At 56.5% G+C, this 18416-nt stretch carries 20 protein-coding genes and 5 pseudogenes; 11 read left to right on the forward strand and 14 right to left on the reverse strand.

Annotated elements, in window-relative coordinates; translation table 11 throughout:
• Positions 1 to 8: 8 nt before the first annotated feature.
• Entirely contained in the window at positions 9 to 344 is a 336-nt protein-coding gene (locus H4V95_RS18915) for a DUF6270 domain-containing protein (protein ID WP_395939823.1), read from the reverse strand.
• A gap of 5 nt (positions 345 to 349) precedes the next feature.
• Between H4V95_RS18915 and H4V95_RS07240 the strand changes: the two genes are divergently transcribed.
• A protein-coding gene (locus H4V95_RS07240; protein ID WP_209729601.1) for an IS3 family transposase occupies positions 350 to 1497 on the forward strand; the annotation gives its coding sequence in 2 pieces (ribosomal slippage) (positions 350 to 614 and positions 614 to 1497; 1149 coding nt in all).
• Here the strand turns inward: H4V95_RS07240 and H4V95_RS18920 are convergent.
• Complete coding sequence (locus H4V95_RS18920) at positions 1483 to 1668, reverse strand: DUF6270 domain-containing protein (protein WP_395939824.1); 186 nt, start codon at positions 1666 to 1668, stop codon at positions 1483 to 1485. The genes H4V95_RS07240 and H4V95_RS18920 overlap by 15 nt on opposite strands.
• Before the next feature lie 165 nt (positions 1669 to 1833).
• Positions 1834 to 2112, reverse strand: coding sequence for a hypothetical protein (locus tag H4V95_RS07245; protein WP_209729603.1), 279 nt, complete (start codon positions 2110 to 2112; stop codon positions 1834 to 1836).
• Between H4V95_RS07245 and H4V95_RS07250 the strand changes: the two genes are divergently transcribed.
• Together H4V95_RS07250 and H4V95_RS07255 are read left to right on the forward strand one after the other, a co-directional pair.
• Positions 2107 to 2730 carry a transposase gene (locus H4V95_RS07250; protein WP_209729605.1) on the forward strand — a complete coding sequence of 208 codons (624 nt, stop codon included), beginning with the start codon at positions 2107 to 2109 and terminating at the stop codon, positions 2728 to 2730. The two genes, H4V95_RS07245 and H4V95_RS07250, sit on opposite strands and share 6 nt — an antisense overlap.
• A 45-nt stretch (positions 2731 to 2775) precedes the next feature.
• Positions 2776 to 3008: pseudogene (locus H4V95_RS07255) on the forward strand (IS3 family transposase); the annotation flags it as partial.
• A 142-nt stretch (positions 3009 to 3150) separates the two neighbouring features.
• Here the strand turns inward: H4V95_RS07255 and H4V95_RS18620 are convergent.
• Positions 3151 to 3279, reverse strand: coding sequence for a hypothetical protein (locus H4V95_RS18620; RefSeq protein WP_281064522.1), 129 nt, complete (start codon positions 3277 to 3279; stop codon positions 3151 to 3153).
• 18 nt (positions 3280 to 3297) lie between these two features.
• Between H4V95_RS18620 and H4V95_RS07260 the strand changes: the two genes are divergently transcribed.
• Positions 3298 to 4545 carry an IS256 family transposase gene (locus H4V95_RS07260; RefSeq protein WP_209729607.1) on the forward strand — a complete coding sequence of 416 codons (1248 nt, stop codon included), beginning with the start codon at positions 3298 to 3300 and terminating at the stop codon, positions 4543 to 4545.
• Between the two features lie 265 nt (positions 4546 to 4810).
• Here H4V95_RS07260 and H4V95_RS07265 read toward each other — a convergent pair whose 3' ends face one another.
• The 4 genes and pseudogenes from H4V95_RS07265 to H4V95_RS07280 all read right to left on the reverse strand — a co-directional run bounded on the left by H4V95_RS07265 (position 4811) and on the right by H4V95_RS07280 (position 8134).
• Positions 4811 to 6919 (reverse strand): glycosyltransferase, encoded by a 2109-nt coding sequence (locus tag H4V95_RS07265; RefSeq protein ID WP_209729608.1) that lies wholly within the window; start codon positions 6917 to 6919, stop codon positions 4811 to 4813.
• Positions 6920 to 6921: 2 nt separating this feature from the next.
• Entirely contained in the window at positions 6922 to 7422 is a 501-nt protein-coding gene (locus H4V95_RS07270; RefSeq protein WP_209729610.1) for a hypothetical protein, read from the reverse strand.
• Between the two features lie 167 nt (positions 7423 to 7589).
• Positions 7590 to 7827 (reverse strand): annotated as a pseudogene (locus H4V95_RS07275) (hypothetical protein); the annotation flags it as partial.
• Between the two features lie 46 nt (positions 7828 to 7873).
• Positions 7874 to 8134, reverse strand: coding sequence for a hypothetical protein (locus H4V95_RS07280; protein ID WP_209729612.1), 261 nt, complete (start codon positions 8132 to 8134; stop codon positions 7874 to 7876).
• Positions 8135 to 8736: 602 nt separating this feature from the next.
• Here H4V95_RS07280 and H4V95_RS07285 point away from each other — a divergent pair.
• Positions 8737 to 9123: a hypothetical protein gene (locus H4V95_RS07285; RefSeq protein ID WP_209729614.1), complete on the forward strand. Its 387-nt coding sequence runs from the start codon at positions 8737 to 8739 to the stop codon at positions 9121 to 9123.
• A 13-nt stretch (positions 9124 to 9136) separates the two neighbouring features.
• Here H4V95_RS07285 and H4V95_RS07290 read toward each other — a convergent pair whose 3' ends face one another.
• Positions 9137 to 9412 carry a hypothetical protein gene (locus H4V95_RS07290; RefSeq protein ID WP_209729617.1) on the reverse strand — a complete coding sequence of 92 codons (276 nt, stop codon included), beginning with the start codon at positions 9410 to 9412 and terminating at the stop codon, positions 9137 to 9139.
• Positions 9413 to 9491: 79 nt separating this feature from the next.
• Positions 9492 to 10639, reverse strand: a protein-coding gene (locus H4V95_RS07295; RefSeq protein ID WP_209729601.1) for an IS3 family transposase whose coding sequence is annotated in 2 segments (ribosomal slippage) — positions 9492 to 10375 and positions 10375 to 10639 — 1149 coding nt in all. Because the reading frame shifts where the segments join, the coding sequence is not laid out codon by codon here.
• Between the two features lie 5 nt (positions 10640 to 10644).
• Between H4V95_RS07295 and H4V95_RS18925 the strand changes: the two genes are divergently transcribed.
• A complete protein-coding gene (locus H4V95_RS18925) occupies positions 10645 to 10980 on the forward strand; it encodes a DUF6270 domain-containing protein (RefSeq protein ID WP_395939823.1) in 336 nt (111 codons plus the stop codon).
• A 15-nt stretch (positions 10981 to 10995) separates the two neighbouring features.
• On the opposite strand, the gene H4V95_RS07300 is transcribed toward H4V95_RS18925, so the two are convergent.
• Genes H4V95_RS07300 through H4V95_RS07310 form a run of 3 tightly spaced genes read right to left on the reverse strand, consistent with a single transcriptional unit; the run spans position 10996 to position 12788 of the window.
• On the reverse strand, positions 10996 to 11997 hold the full coding sequence (locus H4V95_RS07300; RefSeq protein WP_209729599.1) for a DDE-type integrase/transposase/recombinase: 1002 nt from the start codon (positions 11995 to 11997) through the stop codon (positions 10996 to 10998).
• On the reverse strand, positions 11994 to 12422 hold the full coding sequence (locus tag H4V95_RS07305; RefSeq protein ID WP_196840410.1) for a hypothetical protein: 429 nt from the start codon (positions 12420 to 12422) through the stop codon (positions 11994 to 11996). Before H4V95_RS07305 ends, H4V95_RS07300 begins: the two co-directional genes overlap by 4 nt.
• A 57-nt stretch (positions 12423 to 12479) precedes the next feature.
• Positions 12480 to 12788 (reverse strand): hypothetical protein, encoded by a 309-nt coding sequence (locus H4V95_RS07310; protein WP_209729619.1) that lies wholly within the window; start codon positions 12786 to 12788, stop codon positions 12480 to 12482.
• Positions 12789 to 14097: 1309 nt separating this feature from the next.
• Here H4V95_RS07310 and H4V95_RS07315 point away from each other — a divergent pair.
• From H4V95_RS07315 to H4V95_RS07330, 4 genes and pseudogenes are all read left to right on the forward strand, one after another.
• Positions 14098 to 15249 carry a hypothetical protein gene (locus H4V95_RS07315; protein ID WP_209729621.1) on the forward strand — a complete coding sequence of 384 codons (1152 nt, stop codon included), beginning with the start codon at positions 14098 to 14100 and terminating at the stop codon, positions 15247 to 15249.
• 380 nt (positions 15250 to 15629) lie between these two features.
• A pseudogene (locus H4V95_RS07320) lies at positions 15630 to 15983 on the forward strand (transposase); the annotation flags it as partial.
• A gap of 195 nt (positions 15984 to 16178) precedes the next feature.
• Positions 16179 to 17312: a hypothetical protein gene (locus H4V95_RS07325; RefSeq protein WP_209729625.1), complete on the forward strand. Its 1134-nt coding sequence runs from the start codon at positions 16179 to 16181 to the stop codon at positions 17310 to 17312.
• 242 nt (positions 17313 to 17554) lie between these two features.
• Positions 17555 to 17709: pseudogene (locus tag H4V95_RS07330) on the forward strand (IS3 family transposase); the annotation flags it as partial.
• Positions 17710 to 17748: 39 nt separating this feature from the next.
• Here the strand turns inward: H4V95_RS07330 and H4V95_RS18310 are convergent.
• Positions 17749 to 17943 (reverse strand): annotated as a pseudogene (locus H4V95_RS18310) (IS3 family transposase); the annotation flags it as partial.
• 13 nt (positions 17944 to 17956) lie between these two features.
• On the opposite strand from H4V95_RS18310, the gene H4V95_RS07340 reads away from it, so the two are divergent.
• Positions 17957 to 18238, forward strand: a complete 282-nt coding sequence (locus H4V95_RS07340) for a hypothetical protein (protein ID WP_209729629.1) — start codon at positions 17957 to 17959, stop codon at positions 18236 to 18238.
• Positions 18239 to 18416 lie beyond the last annotated feature (178 nt).

Raw genomic sequence — 18416 nt, forward strand, 5'->3', positions numbered from 1 at the left:
GCTGTGTCTCAAACGCCTTGACAGATTCCGAAGTCGAAGCGCACTGGCTTATCCGCCAGTAGGTCAAGGCGTTTGGTTCGCAGTAGTTCTTTTGACCGTGTGACGAATGACTTGTCAGCTAGGCGCGCCACCCCTAACCGCTCATCCGTTAGGTCAACGAGGAGTAGGTCTGTGGTGGCAGCGTTCCGGCGTAGCGTAGGCAGGAGGTTCGATTGCAGGTCGCCCGACATGGACCGGTTTTGGAATCCTGATGCCAGCACCGCACCTTCTGGTTGGGTCCCCGGGTAGGAGTCCGGTGACTGTGTGAGTTTCGCATCCGATAATGGATGCAGGAGGAAATTCACAGATTATGGCACGTAGACATACCCCGGATCAGGTCATCGCGAAAGTGCGTCAGGGCCAGAAGATGCTCAACGACGGACGACCGATGATCGAGGTCATCAAAGAGTTACAGGTGACCGAGGCGACCTGGTATCGGTGGCTGCAGCAGTACGGGTCCGAGAAGAACGCCACCCAGGCCAAGGCCGTCAAGGACCTCGAGAAGGAGAACGCGCGACTGAAGAAGCTGTTAGCCGATCAGGTCCTGGCCAATGACATTTTGAATGAGGTGGCGCGGGGAAAATTCTGAGCCCCGAACCACGTCACCGCGCCGTTCGTATGGCGCAGGAGAAGTTCGGGGCGTCCGAGAGGTTCGCCTGCAAGGTGTTGGGGCAGAACCGGTCAGCGCTGCGCAAAGGCCGACCCGTGGTCAGCTTTGAAGAGGCACAGTTGCGCTCTGATCTGCGCGCTGTTGCCGGCAAGTATCCGGCGTGGGGGTGGCGCAAGGCGCGCTGGCACCTGCTCGAGCAACCGCAGTGGGACGGCGTGGCGCTGAACAAGAAGCGCGTCCGCCGGCTCTGGCGGGCCGAAGGACTCACGTGCAAGCCCAAGGCGCGCAAGAAGCGCCGCACCGGTCCCGGCTCCGGCGAGCACAAGCGCCTGCGGGCCGAGTACCCGATGCACGTGGTCAGCTTCGACTTCCAATCCGACGTGACTTCCTGCGGTCGGCATATCCGGTTCTTCAACGTCATCGATGAATACACCCGCACCGCCCTGGCCATCATCCCGAGACGGTCCTTCACTGCGACCGATGTGGTCGCAGTGCTGGAGGACATCATCGCCGAAACCGGCATCGTGCCGACCTATGTGCGCTCGGACAATGGTCCGGAGTTCACCGCGGCCGCGCTGATCGATTGGTGTGCCACCGCCGGAGTCGATACCGCGTTTATCGATCCGGGATCGCCCTGGCAGAACGGATTCGCCGAATCATTCAACGCCCAATTCAGGAGGGAACAACTCGCCGGAGAAATCATGGACACGATGGCCGAGGCGAAATACTTGGCCGACGAATGGAAAGAGATCTACAATAATGAACGGCCCCACGGATCCCTCGACGGACTGACACCGTCAAGACACTGGGAACGCTGGACCGCAGAGAACCAATTAGCTATCGCATAGCCGCTGGACTGCTAACGGGGGCCCAACCACTTCCGGCAGCGTGGTGGGGCGGGACATCGCACTGATCATCGATTGGCGTGCAACGTATCCGGTGAGAGCGTAGTCGTCACCGAATGTGCTGTATGCGTCGCGGGATACGCAACTCCCATAAATCAAGATACTTTTCCCCATATAACAACACTACCTCGGCCATCTCGGGGTGCCTGTCACATAAATTAGACGATTGCTGTGAACCGTACCGGGTTTGATGCCGCTTTCCTTTTGTGAAGGATGGACACGATCGGTGGCCTCCTCCCGACGTTGACGATCCCGACCTACTTCTGCGGGTTCCGGCAGCTACTGGCTTGAGCGGAAGGGTTTGGTCGGATCCTCGCGTTCGGCATCGAGGGCACCATCGAGGGCACCGGCTCCTACGGAGCCACGCTGACCTCGTTCCTGCGCCGACACGACATCGAAGCTGGCCGCCTTGACCGGCGACTGCGGCGCGCGAATTGCAAGTCCGACACCCTCGACGCGGGAAAAGCCGCCAGGAGCTTGCTTGCCGGGTTCGCGACCGCAATCCCGAAGACCGCGGACGACGCCGTCGAGATGATCCGACAGCTGAAAGTCGTGCATGATTCCGCGGTCGTCAACCGTTCCTCAACGATGATCATGATGAAAGCGATGCTCGTCCACTGCTCGCCTGAAATGCGCCGCGACACGAACAAAATGTCACGTCCCGAGCTCGCTCGACATCTCGCAGACTCACCTCCATGGAACCTGTTCCCTCCCGACGACGCGCTACGTTACTTGGTCCGCGCCCTGGCGGGACGCTGGCTCGCCCTCGACGCCGAATCCAAAGAACTCGAGGGCCTAATCGACATCCTCGTGCGTCGCATCGCCCGGCAGCTCCTCGAGCAATTCGGGATCGGAAACGACACCGCTGCCGAGATTCTTATCGTCGCCGGAGACAACCCTGAAGGGTTCCGCTCCGAAGCCGCCTTCGCCAAACTGGCCGGAGTCGCCCCGGTCCTGACGGGTTCAGGGATGACTAGCGGAAAGCATCGCATCGACCACGGCCGGCATAGCCAGCTCAACGCCGCAATCTATCGAACAGGTATTGTCAGAATGAGATTCAACGGGCCAGCCATCACTATGTCGCCCGCCGGACTGCGGAGGGACGGAGCAAACGCGACATCATCCGCCGCCTCAAGTGCTACGTCATTCGTGAGGTCTACCAGCTCATCAAAATGAACCCGACAACCGGCGAAATCAGGAGTTGACAGCCATAGGAGCTTCAACGCCCGTGCCGAGACCGTGAACGGGTACTACAAGATCGAACTCGTCGGACGCCCGGCACGCTCTGGTCCCTGGAAGACGGCAGAGGACCTCGAGCTAGCGACTGACGGATGAATTAACTGGCACAGTCTGAACGCCTACACGGCTACCTCGGCGACATTCCACCCGCAGAATTCGAGCAAGCGTTCCATGCTGGCAAAACCACCAACACTCAGCTGGTAGAAATCAAATAGCGCGAGCCTCCATCAAGCTCAGATTGGACCAAATTATGCGGTCCACAAATTTGGGATAGCAATCTCTCAGTGATGCTAGAGAAATTTTGAGGTTTTGAGGATCCAATGACCCAACTCGCGAAATTTCCAATAAATTCATTCATCAGCCGCCGAGCACGAGCACTGGGTTACGTCCCGTGGGGTGGTGGAGTTTCCCGCGGTGAGCGCGTTGCTCCGGCAACGTGGTGAGCCATCGCGCGATGGTCAGTGAGTACCGATCAAAGTCACTCACAGAAAGACACAACACACGATGGCTCTAGACCAGTCTGCCCTGCTTGACCTTCTTGGACAATTGAAACTCACCGACGTGCCCGATCGGATTCGTACCGCGACTGAAACCCTGTATCAGCAGCTGATCGAGGCGGAGGCGACAGCGTTCATCGGTGCTGCCCCGTTCGAACGCTCCGAGGCGCGCACGACCCAGCGCAACGGGTCCCGGGCCCGGACGTTGACGACCACCGCGGGGGATCTGAATTTGAAGATTCCCAAGCTGCGGGCGGGCTCGTTTTTCCCGGCGCTGCTGGAGCGCCGCCGCCGGGTTGATCAGGCCCTCTACGCGGTCGTGATGGAGGCCTACCTGCACGGAGTTTCCACCCGTAAGGTCGATGACCTGGTCAAGGCCCTCGGCGCGGACACCGGGATTTCCAAGTCTGAGGTGTCCAGGATCTGCGAGGACCTCGACCATGAAGTCGGTGCGTTCCGCGACCGGGACCTCTCGGGGCTGGAATACCCGTACGTGTTCCTGGACGCGACCTACTGCAAGGCCCGCGTCGGTCACCGGGTGGTGTCCCAGGCCATCGTGGTCGCTTTCGGCGTCGCCGCCGACGGGCGCCGGGAAGTCCTCGGCTTCGACGTCGGAGACAGCGAAAACGAGGGCTTCTGGACGGCGTTCCTACGCTCTCTGAAGACCCGGGGCCTGGGCGGGGTCAAGCTCGCCATCTCCGATGCTCACAGCGGGCTGAAAAAAGCCATCAGTACGGTGTTCCAAGGTGCCGCGTGGCAGCGCTGCCGGGTGCACTTCATGCGCAACGTCCTGGCGACCGCGCCGAAGGGCTCCCAGGAGATGGTCGCCTCGATCATCCGCACCGCCTTCGCCCAACCCGACGCCGCGCACGTGCACACTCAATTCGACGAAGTCACCCGGATGCTCACTAAATCCCATCCGAAGGTCGCCGCGATGCTCAACGACGCACGGGAGGATGTCCTCGCGTTCGCAGGATTCCCTGCCAGGCACTGGCGTCAGATCTGGTCCACGAACCCGATGGAGCGGGTGAACAAAGAGATCAAACGCCGCACCGACGTCGTCGGTGTCTTTCCCAACCCCGCAGCGCTCCTACGGCTCGCCGGCGCGGTCCTCGTCGAGCAGCACGACGAGTGGGAAGCCGGGGACCGACGCTACCTCTCCGAGGCGTCCATGGCCGAACTCACCACCATGAACGCGACCGCCGCCACACCGATAGAGGAGACGGTTTTGCTTCCCGAACTTACTGCAGCATAATCAAGGAACTGACCCGCACGGTGTCGAGAAAACTCCACCACTCAGCGGGACGTAACCGAGCACTGCCAGTCCTTCGGAGCTTTTCCACAGGTGCCGTCCAGCAGTTAGGCGTTCGTCGGACCTATTGTTGTTTGCGAACTTGTAAAACTCTCGACTTGTTAGAGGCCACTCGGTTCGGACCCAATTCGACTTTCTTCCGTACCCGGGCGGGTAATCCGAGTGATGACGAGGTCGGCCTATGCCGCCCGGCTACCGTTGCGATTCGTTAGATTCGATCCATCGAGACAGAATTGATGAGATCCTCCATCACGGAAGACGCGGCGTCAACGTCCCCAATCGGAGACTTGAAGCGACAGTCAGTTCGACTTAAGACACTGCCCGGTTCAAAAATCCCCCAAATTGGGACGCCGGCACCTTTGTAGTCGCTCAACTTCGAAGGAAGGTAGGGATTCACTGAATGGTGGTCGCTAGTGCTCGCATCATTCACAATCAAACAGTCAAAGCCCCTCAAAGAAGATAAGAATTTTAGATATGGTAGGGAGATGTTGATTTGAATATTTTCGGAATCCACCAAAGCAGCGATCCGTTCTTTAGCTAAAGCTGGATTTGAAGTGAATATGTGCAGACGAATGCTCGACCGCTTTTCAGGGGGGAGGGTCGAGATTCCCTGAATAACTTCATCGAGTCCTCGTGTTGAATAGAAGTCACCGAAGTATCCAAGATTTACCCGAGACTTATCCGGGACATAGGCTGTCTCGAGATTGTAGAACATCGGCGCTAGAGTTGGCTGATTGCTGACTGTCGATTTCTCCAAAATCAAAGGGACCAATCGCGGATCTGCATAGTCGACCATGACTCGTAACTGGTTCTCGTTTGTGAAGAGGATTTTATCGGCCAAGATGTATGGCAGATTTTCGGCCCAAAAATAGACATCCAAGTTCTCTTCAAGCAACAATTTGTCAACAGGCTCGAGAGTCTCCAGAATTTGACGGCTTACTTCGTCTTGAGTGAAAGCCGATGTACGTAGGTTTCCGGTAGTGTCCAATCTGACAGGGTCGGAAAACTCTGCAGTCCAGTTGACGCCTGGGTTGTGGCTCTTTACTAGAGCTGCTAAGAAATGCGACGCTGGCCACATCGACCGACTATAAACGTCGCGGTATATCCGACCATGATTGGCTTGCCAGTCAGAGACAGTTTTTAGTCCTGCATCGCAAAACGCTGAAACTGCTGACCATCCGGCAAAAAAAGTCGGGGTCTGAACCCGTTTTTCTAGTTGCACGTATGGCGCAGAGATTAGGGCATTTTTTTGGTCCTGGGTTCTTTTGCCGTCCATTCTGTTCAGTATGACGTCGACTGGTTCAGCTGCTTGTCTGATTCGTTTCGCGGTTACGATGGCGCCCGGATCGGCATAGGGTACGAAGTTATAAGCTATTACCAACTTGCTGACATTCGGGTGCCAATTGGACCACGGGAAGTGAAGATAGTTTTCCTCAGTGATCCGGTCGATAACCGCTTGCATCTCGGCTGGATTCGATTGAACGAATCGGCGTATGAAAGAGGCTTGAGAGTTTATAAAGCTTTTGACAAGCCCGCTCGCGTGAGGACGGGCCTCTCCAAGAGTCTCATTGAGTGATTTTATGACTTCTAGCCGTTGGGTTACGGAGAAGTCCATACTTTCAACCTGTCTTGACACTGATTCGTCGCGCATCAAACGGTAGTATTTAGCGCCCGCAAACGCAGGTATGAGATTGAATTTGAATGGATGTCGTGTATACATTCGCGCGTAGAGTGCGACATCTTCTCCGCTCCGTAATGTTTCGTCAAATGGCACAGAACGGGCCAACCAAGCGGGAATTAACTTACATGTCATGAATGAGAGCCCGCGAACGAATTTGCTGGGATCGATTAGATGTTGATCGTGAGAAAGAATAGAGGTATTGATCAAGTTTTGGTGGTCTTCGTGCCCATTTTGGTCGACGTTGACTATCTGGGCCATAGGAACGACGCCACGACGGGCGCTCTTAAGCATTAGCTCGAGATATTCGGCTGAGAACCAATCATCGCAATCGAGCCATGTAACGTAATCGCCCTCGGCGGAGGCCGCGCCGACATTCCGAGCGGCCGGCGCGGAATCGATCGGTGATGTTTTGAACTTAAATAGGAGAGCCTTATTCTCCTGCGAAAATCGACGGGCTATATCCTCTGAAGCATCGGGTGGTCCGTTGAAGACAAGTATTATTTCGAACTGCTCGGGAGGGAGTGTCTGATCTCGTAACGAAGTTAAACATTTATCAATCCAAAGTTCTCCTTTATAAACGGGCACGATGATACTTATCTGCAGCGTCTTTGTTGCTTTCTGGTTTGCAGATGTCATGATCATTCTCCAACGCTGGAAGGCGTTTTTATTTCCTGGGCACAGTCAATAATTCTGACTATTTCTCGCTGGCTCGATTGAAGGGCGAGTAGTTGAACTGCTAGATTATTCTCATTTTGATCATCCATATTTGAAATCTTCACAGAGTGTGTGTTGATGGTTGAGTCAATAGTTTTCAGATGACGAAAAATCAGGCCTAGACTTTTACGGTGATTGTCGTTATTTTCGCGGTTTTCGCTTATGCCCCGAGATTGTACTTCGTGTTGTTTTTCTAAGGTCTCAGAAATGGCTGCTATTTTGATCGCCAGATTCGACAAACTTTCGGTGATTGTTTCTTCAGATTTTTGAACCCGCAGAACTTCTTTATTCGTTGCCGATAGGGTGAAAAAGACGAGGGCGATTCCGAATGCGATCGCTGCCAAGGCTAGATTTGTAAGCCCGAACAATGTTAGCGCAATGGCTAACCCTAGAATCACAATGCCTGAGGTGGCAGTTTTACCCATCTGGATTCGCCTCATTTGTATCTGTTTCCCCTTCGCGATTCGACCATGTGGTGTACTCGTCGGTGTTCGGCCGTATGTGCCGCATTTCAAAAAAATTCTACCGGCTTAAGTACCAGCGGCGTAACGAAGCGCGCTCGAACACCGCTTATGGAACGAGTCCATGTGATCTAGGGGTGGGCCCGTGTGGTTTTCGTCAAGTGGCTGTGACCGGTCGTGATGGGCAAAATGGTTCCGTCTCTGAGCACGGCGTAGGGGGTGTCGTAGCGGCGCTGGGCCAGGATGATGAGGGCTTGGTTGTGAAGTTTGCCTTTGGCCCGTTTCCGGTCGTGGTTAGCCCTAGATGGTGGGTCTTTCAATGCCACCAAGGCGGAGAGAGAAAAGGGCCCTTTCGAGGATCTGTTTTCCTTCTATGAAGAGCGGTCTTCGCCGGTGAATGCTCCTGACTGAGAGTTCAGTGGGGCTGGCCGGCGTAGGTTGTGAATGTAATTTTGGCAGTGATGATCACGACGCCTAGTTCTCGGGTGTCTGAAGTGCCAGCTGAGTAGCTTTTCTCGACGATGAGGCTCCTCAATGAGATGCTCATGAGCTTTGCTGAATCGATAATGATCACGGCGCCGAGCTGCAGCCGCGGGTCGTAGGAGACCGTCAGGCTGGGGATCGTCGGTGATGGGGTCGTAACCTGTGTTGCTAGGTAGTCGCGCACCCTGTCCACGACGATGGTGTTCGTCTCCCGGGATAGCCAGTGCCCTGCAGGATGCATCAGGGATGGGGCCGACGAATGGCCCTGTGATCGTGGATGTTCGGGTGACCTTCACAAGCCCAAACCCGGCAAAGGACCGGATAGAGGGAAAGGCTTCCTTGAGCCACTGGCCCCGGACCGTCAAAGATTCGGACGGGTACCGCGTCTCCATATCGAATCCGGGAGGCAACGTTCCGGTCCGGTGGGTCAGCTTGTATGTCTCCGGCACGAGATGCTCGATAGAAGCCGTAAGGTAGTCGCTGCCAGCCATCTCCGTTTCCCCGTCGGTGAGTATCGCCCCCGTGATCGAGGCTCGACCCCGGTTAGAGTTCGTCGCCGATCCAACATCGCCGAGGATTTCGAACGTCAGGTCCGAGGCAGTTTCGAATCATTAACTATCTCTAAGTGGGGTTCGAATGCAGGGACTACCCCGACAACCCTCGCAACCCTTTCTGGCACCGCGTCAACCGTCACGATGAAAGAGGGAGTCCGGGGTCAAACATCTTCACTCGCCAGGCCTAGCAACCTCGGGCGGGCGGCTATTCGGTGAGCACATTACGTCGCTTCCGGTGGCTGTGGCTGCGGTCATAAGGACGCCGGTATCGGGGGAGCGTTCGGTTGGTATCACAGGTACCTACATCAGCCGGAGTGCCAGCGGATTCATCCAGGGAACGTCGGGGTCTGCCGCCGCATATACGACCGGCAACTATGCGGGAGGGACAGTGGTCATGCTCGCCCAGGCAGCCGACAACACATTTGTTGTTCGTGCCGGCACGTCCGAGGCGATATCAGCTGGCGGATCCGCTGCGCCTGCCTCATTCGGCGGCGTGTACTTCGGCGCAGCCGAGGCCGGTGACGTGTCGGAGGTGAGAGAGATCATTTACTGGCCTAGGCTATTGTCATTCGCGCGACGCAATGCTGCGCGCGCCTACCTGCTTTCGCGTTCCCCAGACGCAGCTTAGGCCTATCGGAAGGTCAGGCCGCAACCCCCGGATAGTAAGCGGCCATGAAGCTGCGAACCTTCCGATAGTCGAGCCAGTCACTTTCCGTGTACCAAGTTATTCCGTATTCGGCCAGCTTTTGATACAAGCCGGCAGCCAGGTCAGACGGAAAGCGTCCGTACAAGGTGGAGTTGGCCCGGTCGAAGAACTGCATTCCGAGTTCTCCTGCGAGCTTGTGCGCTTCGTCTGGAACGTCCCGGACAAGCCCGGACTCGTGGCCGACTCGGTTGATCGAATAAAGAGTCAGCATATCTAACGAAAAGTTCTGCCCGAACGAATAATGCGGCTTCTTTGGTGCACTGGTTGGGCCCCCGTTAGCAGTCCAGCGGCTATGCGATAGCTAATTGGTTCTCTGCGGTCCAGCGTTCCCAGTGTCTTGACGGTGTCAGTCCGTCGAGGGATCCGTGGGGCCGTTCATTATTGTAGATCTCTTTCCATTCGTCGGCCAAGTATTTCGCCTCGGCCATCGTGTCCATGATTTCTCCGGCGAGTTGTTCCCTCCTGAATTGGGCGTTGAATGATTCGGCGAATCCGTTCTGCCAGGGCGATCCCGGATCGATAAACGCGGTATCGACTCCGGCGGTGGCACACCAATCGATCAGCGCGGCCGCGGTGAACTCCGGACCATTGTCCGAGCGCACATAGGTCGGCACGATGCCGGTTTCGGCGATGATGTCCTCCAGCACTGCGACCACATCGGTCGCAGTGAAGGACCGTCTCGGGATGATGGCCAGGGCGGTGCGGGTGTATTCATCGATGACGTTGAAGAACCGGATATGCCGACCGCAGGAAGTCACGTCGGATTGGAAGTCGAAGCTGACCACGTGCATCGGGTACTCGGCCCGCAGGCGCTTGTGCTCGCCGGAGCCGGGACCGGTGCGGCGCTTCTTGCGCGCCTTGGGCTTGCACGTGAGTCCTTCGGCCCGCCAGAGCCGGCGGACGCGCTTCTTGTTCAGCGCCACGCCGTCCCACTGCGGTTGCTCGAGCAGGTGCCAGCGCGCCTTGCGCCACCCCCACGCCGGATACTTGCCGGCAACAGCGCGCAGATCAGAGCGCAACTGTGCCTCTTCAAAGCTGACCACGGGTCGGCCTTTGCGCAGCGCTGACCGGTTCTGCCCCAACACCTTGCAGGCGAACCTCTCGGACGCCCCGAACTTCTCCTGCGCCATACGAACGGCGCGGTGACGTGGTTCGGGGCTCAGAATTTTCCCCGCGCCACCTCATTCAAAATGTCATTGGCCAGGACCTGATCGGCTAACAGCTTCTTCAGTCGCGCGTTCTCCTTCTCGAGGTCCTTGACGGCCTTGGCCTGGGTGGCGTTCTTCTCGGACCCGTACTGCTGCAGCCACCGATACCAGGTCGCCTCGGTCACCTGTAACTCTTTGATGACCTCGATCATCGGTCGTCCGTCGTTGAGCATCTTCTGGCCCTGACGCACTTTCGCGATGACCTGATCCGGGGTATGTCTACGTGCCATAATCTGTGAATTTCCTCCTGCATCCATTATCGGATGCGAAACTCACACAGTCACCGGACTCCTACCCGGGGACCCAACCAGAAGGTGCGGTGCTGGCATCAGGATTCCAAAACCGGTCCATGTCGGGCGACCTGCAATCGAACCTCCTGCCTACGCTACGCCGGAACGCTGCCACCACAGACCTACTCCTCGTTGACCTAACGGATGAGCGGTTAGGGGTGGCGCGCCTAGCTGACAAGTCATTCGTCACACGGTCAAAAGAACTACTGCGAACCAAACGCCTTGACCTACTGGCGGATAAGCCAGTGCGCTTCGACTTCGGAATCTGTCAAGGCGTTTGAGACACAGCTAAGTGGTTAGGCGTGTGTGGGGACCTCGCTTTGTTGGGGCTGGTTGATCCACGCCGCCGTGGGGCCCGCCGGCGGCGCCGGCGGTTGACCGAACCGGTGCGGGGTCGCCGCGTAGGCGTCCTGGAGCACCGCGGCCCGGCGGCCCTGGATGGCCGCGTAGGTGCCGTCGAAGACCGTCGCGGGGGTATGCAGCCCGATCCCGGAATGGCGGTGTTCGAAATTATAGTAAAGGAAGAATTCGTTGGCCCAGGCGACCGCGTCCTGGCGGGAGCCAAACCGCCCCGGGTAGGAGTGGTGATACTTCGTGGTCTTGAACGCCGCCTCGGAATACGGGTTGTCGTTGGAAACGCGGGGCCGTGAATGGCTGCGGTCGATGCCCAGATCGATCATCAGCTCGGCGACCGGTTTGGACGTCATGGACGTCCCCCGGTCGGCGTGGATCACGCCCGGGGTGCCGTGGATCATGACCGCGTCGGCGATGAAGTCCTTGGAGCCCAGCCCGGACTCGCGGGTGGTGATGTGCCAGTGCACGACGTAGCGGGAGAACAGGTCAATGATGACCATCAGGTCGTAGTAGACGCCCCGGATGGGGCTGGGGAGTTTGGTGATGTCCCAGGACCAGACGTCGTTGGGTTTCACCGCGACGAGTTCGGGTTTCTTCTTCGCCGGGTGGGTGGCCTGGCGTCGGCGTTCACGCACCTGGCCGTGGCCGCGCAGGATGCGGTACATGCTTGATTCCGAGCACAGGTAGGTGCCCTGGTCCAGCAGGATCGCCTGGGCCGGCGCCTTGTCGGCGAACTCCTCGCTGTTCAACCGGTCCAACACCTGCGCGACCTCTTCATCCGTGAGCTTGTTTACCGGTGCCGGGCGCCGGGGTGTGGGCCCGTGGACCTTCGGGGTCTGGGACCGGTAGTGCGTGGCGGGAGACCGTCCCGTGAGGGCGCAGATTCTCCGCACGGGCAGCAGCCCGGTCAGGGCTGTGAAGGCCTCGTCCACGGCGGCGCTCACGGCTTCTCGTTGTCCGCCCTCGTGGAGATGTCCTCCAAGAGAGCGTGTAATTTTCCCAGCACCGATAATGCCTCCTCGGTCCGTCCGAGTTTCGCTTCGGCCCGTTCGGCGCGGTCCTTCATGGCCTCAAGCTGGGCTTCGGGGCTGTTCTTCTTCGCCGGTCTGGCGGCGGTGGCGAGGCCGGTGAGGGCGCCGGCGTCGCGTGCCCGGCGCCAGGTGGTGATTTGGGAGGAGAACAGGCCTTCGCGGCGGAGGAATGCGCCCTTGGCTCCGGGGCCGTCGAGGGACTCGTAGGTTTCCAGGATCGAGAGTTTCTCCCCTGGGGTGAAGGAGCGGCGGAGGGGCCTTTCTGCCCTGGGTTTTTCGGGATCGGACATGGCTCCACCATCGGTGTTGGTGGTGGGGGAAGCAAGTGCGGTGCTCACAGGGAATCGGTTTCCAAATCTCGCCCTTAAGGAGTCAGTGGGAAAAGTGGCGGTGTCTCACCCAATGCTGACAGACAGGGTACGAGGAGAGTCGTCCATTGTTGCGCTGCCGCTGGCCATGACATCAGCGCCGGTCAACTCTCGTATGGCGGGCATCACTTCCCCTGAAACCGGGAAGTCGTACTCCACGCGATCAAATTTACGTCCGCAAAGAGTAGACAGTGCTACGGCCATCGTTGTGGTGGTCACAGCCAGCTGATCAGTGGACTCGAACCATAAATGGTGTTCAGCGTCAGGGGTGGATACGGATACGTCCAGCCGGCGGTCTGAAATTGAGAGGTCGCGAAAAGCGATACGAGAAGTCACTCGACCACAATACGTTGAAAGGGCTGCCGCTTAGATCTACCCGTACTAATCGGAGAATCCGACCTTGCCCTCTTCCCACTGATGAGTTCTGCCGCATTCCGGGCACTCGGTGGATTCACCGACTGCAATTCGCAGAGGTATCTCATCTTTCCGATCCGCCGCCCGGTGCCGACGCGCACCCTCCGGAACCTTCCGTAACTCCTTCCCACCGCGTCCCATCGCGAGCCTCCGTAATCGAGGTGTTGCGACGACCAATTGAATTCACCTTGGGCTCCCCGCGTCAGAATGATGAATCAGTCCCTTCGCCGATGGCCCGTCGGTGTGTTGACGGCGCAAAAAAGGCATCCGCAGGCAATGTTCCACAAACGCGGGGGCAGTGCCCGGTGTCTTTTGCGGTGAAGGTGTCCCAGCCGACGATCGCCCGGGAATAAGGGTCGATGACCAGGACCACGTTGACGAACCCGACATAGACCGGAACGGAAGTAAAGCCAGTGACCCAAACCTGGTTCGGTGCCAGTGCTGTGAAGTCTCGATTCAACAGAAAACACGGCGCGGCGGACTTCCTTGCTGGGGACCGTGGTGCGGGTCCTGTGGCCTCTGATCAGACCGTTCATGTATTTTTCGCGCATCAGCCGGTCCCCAGTGTGTTCGGAGGCTTCCGGAAACCCGATTCTGCGCAGCCACTGCGTCATCTTCCGCCGCGCGTAGATGATCTCGGGGCGTGGGCGCCCTTTCGTATCGGGGAGGTTCAAGGCTCGTAGGGCATCGGAAGGGCGGGCGCCTTCAAGGGTGCGCAACGCTGGCAGGCGTGTCTTCCACACCCGGTAGGTTCGTGCGGCGTCCTGCCTGCCCTGGTCACGCCGGACGGCGCAGATCGACTCGATCCCATAACCAAGAGCGCACGTTCGGTCGAGGAATCGGCAGATCAGCGGCGGCGAGGGTCGAGTTCCCTCGCGAAGAAAATCGAGGCTTGTTTCAGGATCTCGTTGGATTCCTTCGAATCCCACACTTCGGCCCTGAGCCACCTAGTTCCCTCTAATTCATCACTGCTCGGCCCGGTCCTCTCGCCGGCATCGATCTGGGCCTGGACCACCCAGTGCCGCAGCGATTCGGCACAGACACCGTGTTTCGGCACCAAAGCCCCTCAAGCGGTATAGACAGAAAGGTATTCGAACAACCGGTTTACCGTCGTGCGCACTGCAGGATTACGGACCTCGGGATAACTGCTTGGGCATAATCACTATTTTTCTTACAGAAGATAGCGGCATCCCGGGACCGTTCACCATTTGTGGCGGGGTAGGGTGGTTGAGTGGCATCGAGCATCAGCTTTCGCGACCTATCCGTGTCTGAGCGCCGGGTCGAGGTGTTGGCGTCAACCGTAGAGGATGAATACGATCTGTGGTTCGAGTTCAGTGAAGACATTCGGGTAACAACAACTTCAGTGGCGGTTGCGCTCTCGACTTTATGTGGCAGGAAATATAGCGAAATTTATTATGACTTCCCAGTATCTGAGCGGGTTTTTCCTGCGATTCGAGAACTGACGCAAGCGCAAGTCGCGGCACGCGCAGCCACGGAGGAAATCCAATTCCATAGGGCCGGGTCTTTGCTCAGTTTCAGTGGTGGATTTGACTCGCTCGCAGCGAAAATGTTGATGCCAGAGGATGTAAAGCTTGTTTCCATGGACTTTGGTGGCAGGTTCGCGAGGGAACGCGAATCCTTCGAACGCTGGGACACCCTCCGAGTTTCAACGAACCTAGCTGACACCCCGCTAAGACAAAACTCTTGGTCATTCATGGGCATTGGCGCGATCCTTGCAGGCAACCACTATAAAGCCAAGTACCACACTTTCGGCGGGATACTCGAAGCTAGCCCCGACAACATGAGGACTGCCCCGGTTGCCGCAAGGAACAACACATTCCCTCCATTCAAGGCAGCGGGATACATCAACGCGCCATACGTTTTGGGTTTGACTGAAATAGGGACCTTAGCCGTGATGCTGCGCACCGAACCTAATCTCGTCGCAAATTCTTTGCTATCGGTGGCGAGCCCAGGCGAGGAAAAACTCTATCGCAAATCGATTCTTGCTAGTGTCACAGCGGGGCGGTTGGGGGTGGCTGTTGGCCTACCGGACATTCCGGCCCCAGCACAACCACACTATCGGTTTGGGAAGATTTTTGCTCTCGACCTGTTATCGCTTTACGTCCTAAAACATGCAGGCAGCGAAGTCGCAGGAAGCCTTGTATCGGGTATCCCGAATAAGGCTAACCTTCTTGTCGACAGGCTCGACCTGACCTTCTTTGAGAGGGCAAACGACACTCTGTACGCTAACTTCCCAGCAAAGCTGATGGGCGGGCTAGCCAGGAAGCTAGTGGAAGGTGGTGTGTGCTTCTACAGCAAAGGGGATTGGGAGGAGTTCGCCCAAGTGAGGTCGTTTCTCGGCCAATACCACCCGGTGGTCTAGCCAGACATTTAGGTTCAACTCTGACCTATGCCCATGGGCTTGCCCCGGGGGTTTGGTCGCCTTCCGGACGTGCCCCAAAGTTTGGTTGCCCACTATTGTCTGAGGATTGGGCTTCTGTTGAGAGGTTTCACCTGTGTTACGTTCCTTTCCTGCCGAGTTCCGAAGGAGAGCTGTCGCGCTCGTCCGGGCCGGTTAACGGATCACAACAGCTGCGGTCGAACTCGGCGTAAGCGCGGCGGCGATTCATAACTGCGTTCGCCTGGATCAGATAGACCGAGGTGAACATCCCAGCATCACGACGCCGAATAGCGGTGAGATGGCGAAGGCGAAGAAGAAGATTCGGCTACTTGAGGGAGAGGTGGCGGTCATGAGGAAAGCATCGAGAAGGCAAGGTGTTCTGCTGCGCTGTCATGGACACCTATTCCGGGAAGACCGTCGGCTGGACAACCGATAGCGCCCAAGATACCAACCTTGTTATCAACACGCTCGACATACCCATCAGAATCAGGAAGCCGGAGACCGGCGGCATTGTTCATGCCGACCATGGCACCCAGTTCACCTCGTGGGCCTTCACGGACAAAATACGAGCCTCCGGGCTGATACCATCGCTCGGGACAGTCGGCGACTGCTACAACAACTCGATGATCGAATCGTTCTGGTCGAGCATGCAAATAGAGCTGTTCAAAGGGAAGAAGCGGCGCACCAAGGCAGATCTTGCGAATGCAATGTTTGAGTAAATTGACATTTTCTACGAGCGGCCGCGGTGCCATTCCCTTAGAAGCTGTTAAGTGCCTTTTGCCAATCCATGGGTGGTAGGCTGTACTTGCCCGACTTTAATTACAGTCTTTGTTTGTCACGAGACCTTGTTTCAAAACGGCCCTGTCGGACTGGGTTGAATAATGGCAAGTCGCATTAGAGAATGGTGTCGAATGAAAATTGAACCAGAGGGCTCGCCTTCTATTTTGAATGAAAGTACTACGGCGGGAAACAACTTTTCTGCCCTCTGGCGTATGAAGCCTTTTTTTGACGAGCTTTTAGTGCAATCCAAAACTGAAAATGGCTTAGCAATTTTTGATCCGGAGCTTGGGGCGCTCGCCAGTTGTTGTTCCCAGAGCCAAATAGCGCATTTTTATGCTTTACATGGAACAGTATCGGGCCTAAACAATAAAAAAATAGCGGACGCACTAGCGACAGATATAAGATCTCGGCAAAACATCAACGGATCATTCGGCGGACCCTATAACGTGCCCATCGGAGAAGAGCCTATTGAGGATATTGCTGAAATAGGAGCTGCTGCGGACGCCTTGTATCGCGTATATGATGCCTCTGGGTCACCTGACGCAAAACACGTTTTGTTATCTGCGGCCGAATACGTTCTCACGCGGATATCGGCCGAGAACCCTGGGGCTGTATATAAAAATGCCTCGACAACTCAATTCGACGTTTTGAACGGAAATGCCTACGCTGCGATTGTATTAGCACGTGCTTATCAGGTGACTTCTGACGAGAAATACAGAATACAAGTTGTGCTTATTCTGGAACACCTCATATACAGGTTCGGCGCGCATGAAGCTGGTTGGTGGGCCTACCGTGAGGATTGGAATGGTTCGCTTGAACTAGGCTTCAGCGTCGCCTATCAGGCAACTATAGTGGGCTGGGGTTCATTCGTATCAGAAATATTGGACCCAGATCTTCATGACCGATGGGTAGAGGTATTGGGTGAAGCGGCCGAGTTAATTGCTCGCGAGGTCCTTTCTGGCCAAACTGATCTGAACGAATCTCCAACTTGGTCGCGAGACTGGGGAAACGTATGGGAAATCTATCTGGCGCTGTGGCGTTTCCGAGCGAAGCCTTCAGCGCTTGCAATTTTCGACAGGCAATGGAAAACGTTTGAATCCAATATTTCCACCAAAGGAATGGCTTTTTTCCAATCCAATTCTCCAAACCGTGAAAACCGCTCCATCACGAATTCTCAACTTCGTAAAGCGGCTAACTTTGCTGGCATTTCTTCAAGCATCATACAGGGCTCGTCGTTGAATTTCTTGCTGCCACTGGGCAGGTAGGTAAATAGGACCCCGTTCGACTTCAACTCAAAGCCAAGATTACATTTTGCACAATAGTTGTTCGGTCGTGACGCTGGAAGCGGAGGATCGAATTATTTTTAGATTCGTTACTAGGAATATTAACCGCCGGCAGAATGAAAGTCCGCGTCTGTGAACACTCTCCGTGCTTGTGTCGCCAAGTAGGAGCTGGGTGTTTATGACGTTTTAGCATCTGATAGTGGGTGCAGAAGAAGACTCACCGAATGACGCGGAGACATACCCCTGATCAGGTCATCCCGAAGGTTTGTGATGGTCAAAAGATGCTCAGCGGTGGACAGCTGATGATCGCGAGGTCATCAAGGAACTGCCGGTCACCGAGGGGGCGTGGTGCCGTTGGAAGAGTCAGTACGGTTCCGAGTGAGCGGCTTTGGGCTTAATAGTGGCCCGCGGTTTCGATTTAGCCCAGCTGGGTGATGTTGGTTCTGCCAGCATAGAACGCCTGCTCGAATTCTGAGGGTGGAATGTCGCCGAGGTAGCCGAGCAGTCGTTCGTCGTTCTGCCAGTGAAACCGTCCAAGGGTCGCTAGTTCGAGGTCCTCCACCGTTTTCCACGTACCGGGTCGCGTTTCGGAGCTCCGGACGAGTTCTGTCTTTGATCAGTTGTTCATGGTCTCGTCCAGCGCGTCGATGATCCTATATTTTTCGACTCCTGATTTCGCCGATTTTCTGGTTCGCTTTGATGAAGTGGTCCACCTCGCGGATGACGTAGCGCTTGAGGCAGCGGATGATGTCGCGTTTGATCCGACCAGGGATATTGTGGAGAACTACCTTTTCAAGGATTACATCATTCCGCAGATAGTCCTCGAATCGCCGCGCAGCCTGTCACCAAAGGACGGGGTATTTAAAGGTCCGGATCATGATCCACTAAGGGATCGGAGTGTGCGTTGAGCAGCCTACTCTGCACCAGCTCGACTGAACGGGTGATATATCGGCCTTTCCCGGAGACGAGCACTCCTAATCGTTCGTCAGTCAGATCTCATAGTGGAACGTCGAAGTCTGATCCAGTTTCGGTAAGCCTGGATTGAAGGTCGCTTTCCAGGAGGCCTCGGAGATTACCAAGCTGGAA

This window comes from Arthrobacter sp. CAN_C5, assembly GCF_017875735.1.
Classification (GTDB): domain Bacteria; phylum Actinomycetota; class Actinomycetes; order Actinomycetales; family Micrococcaceae; genus Arthrobacter_D.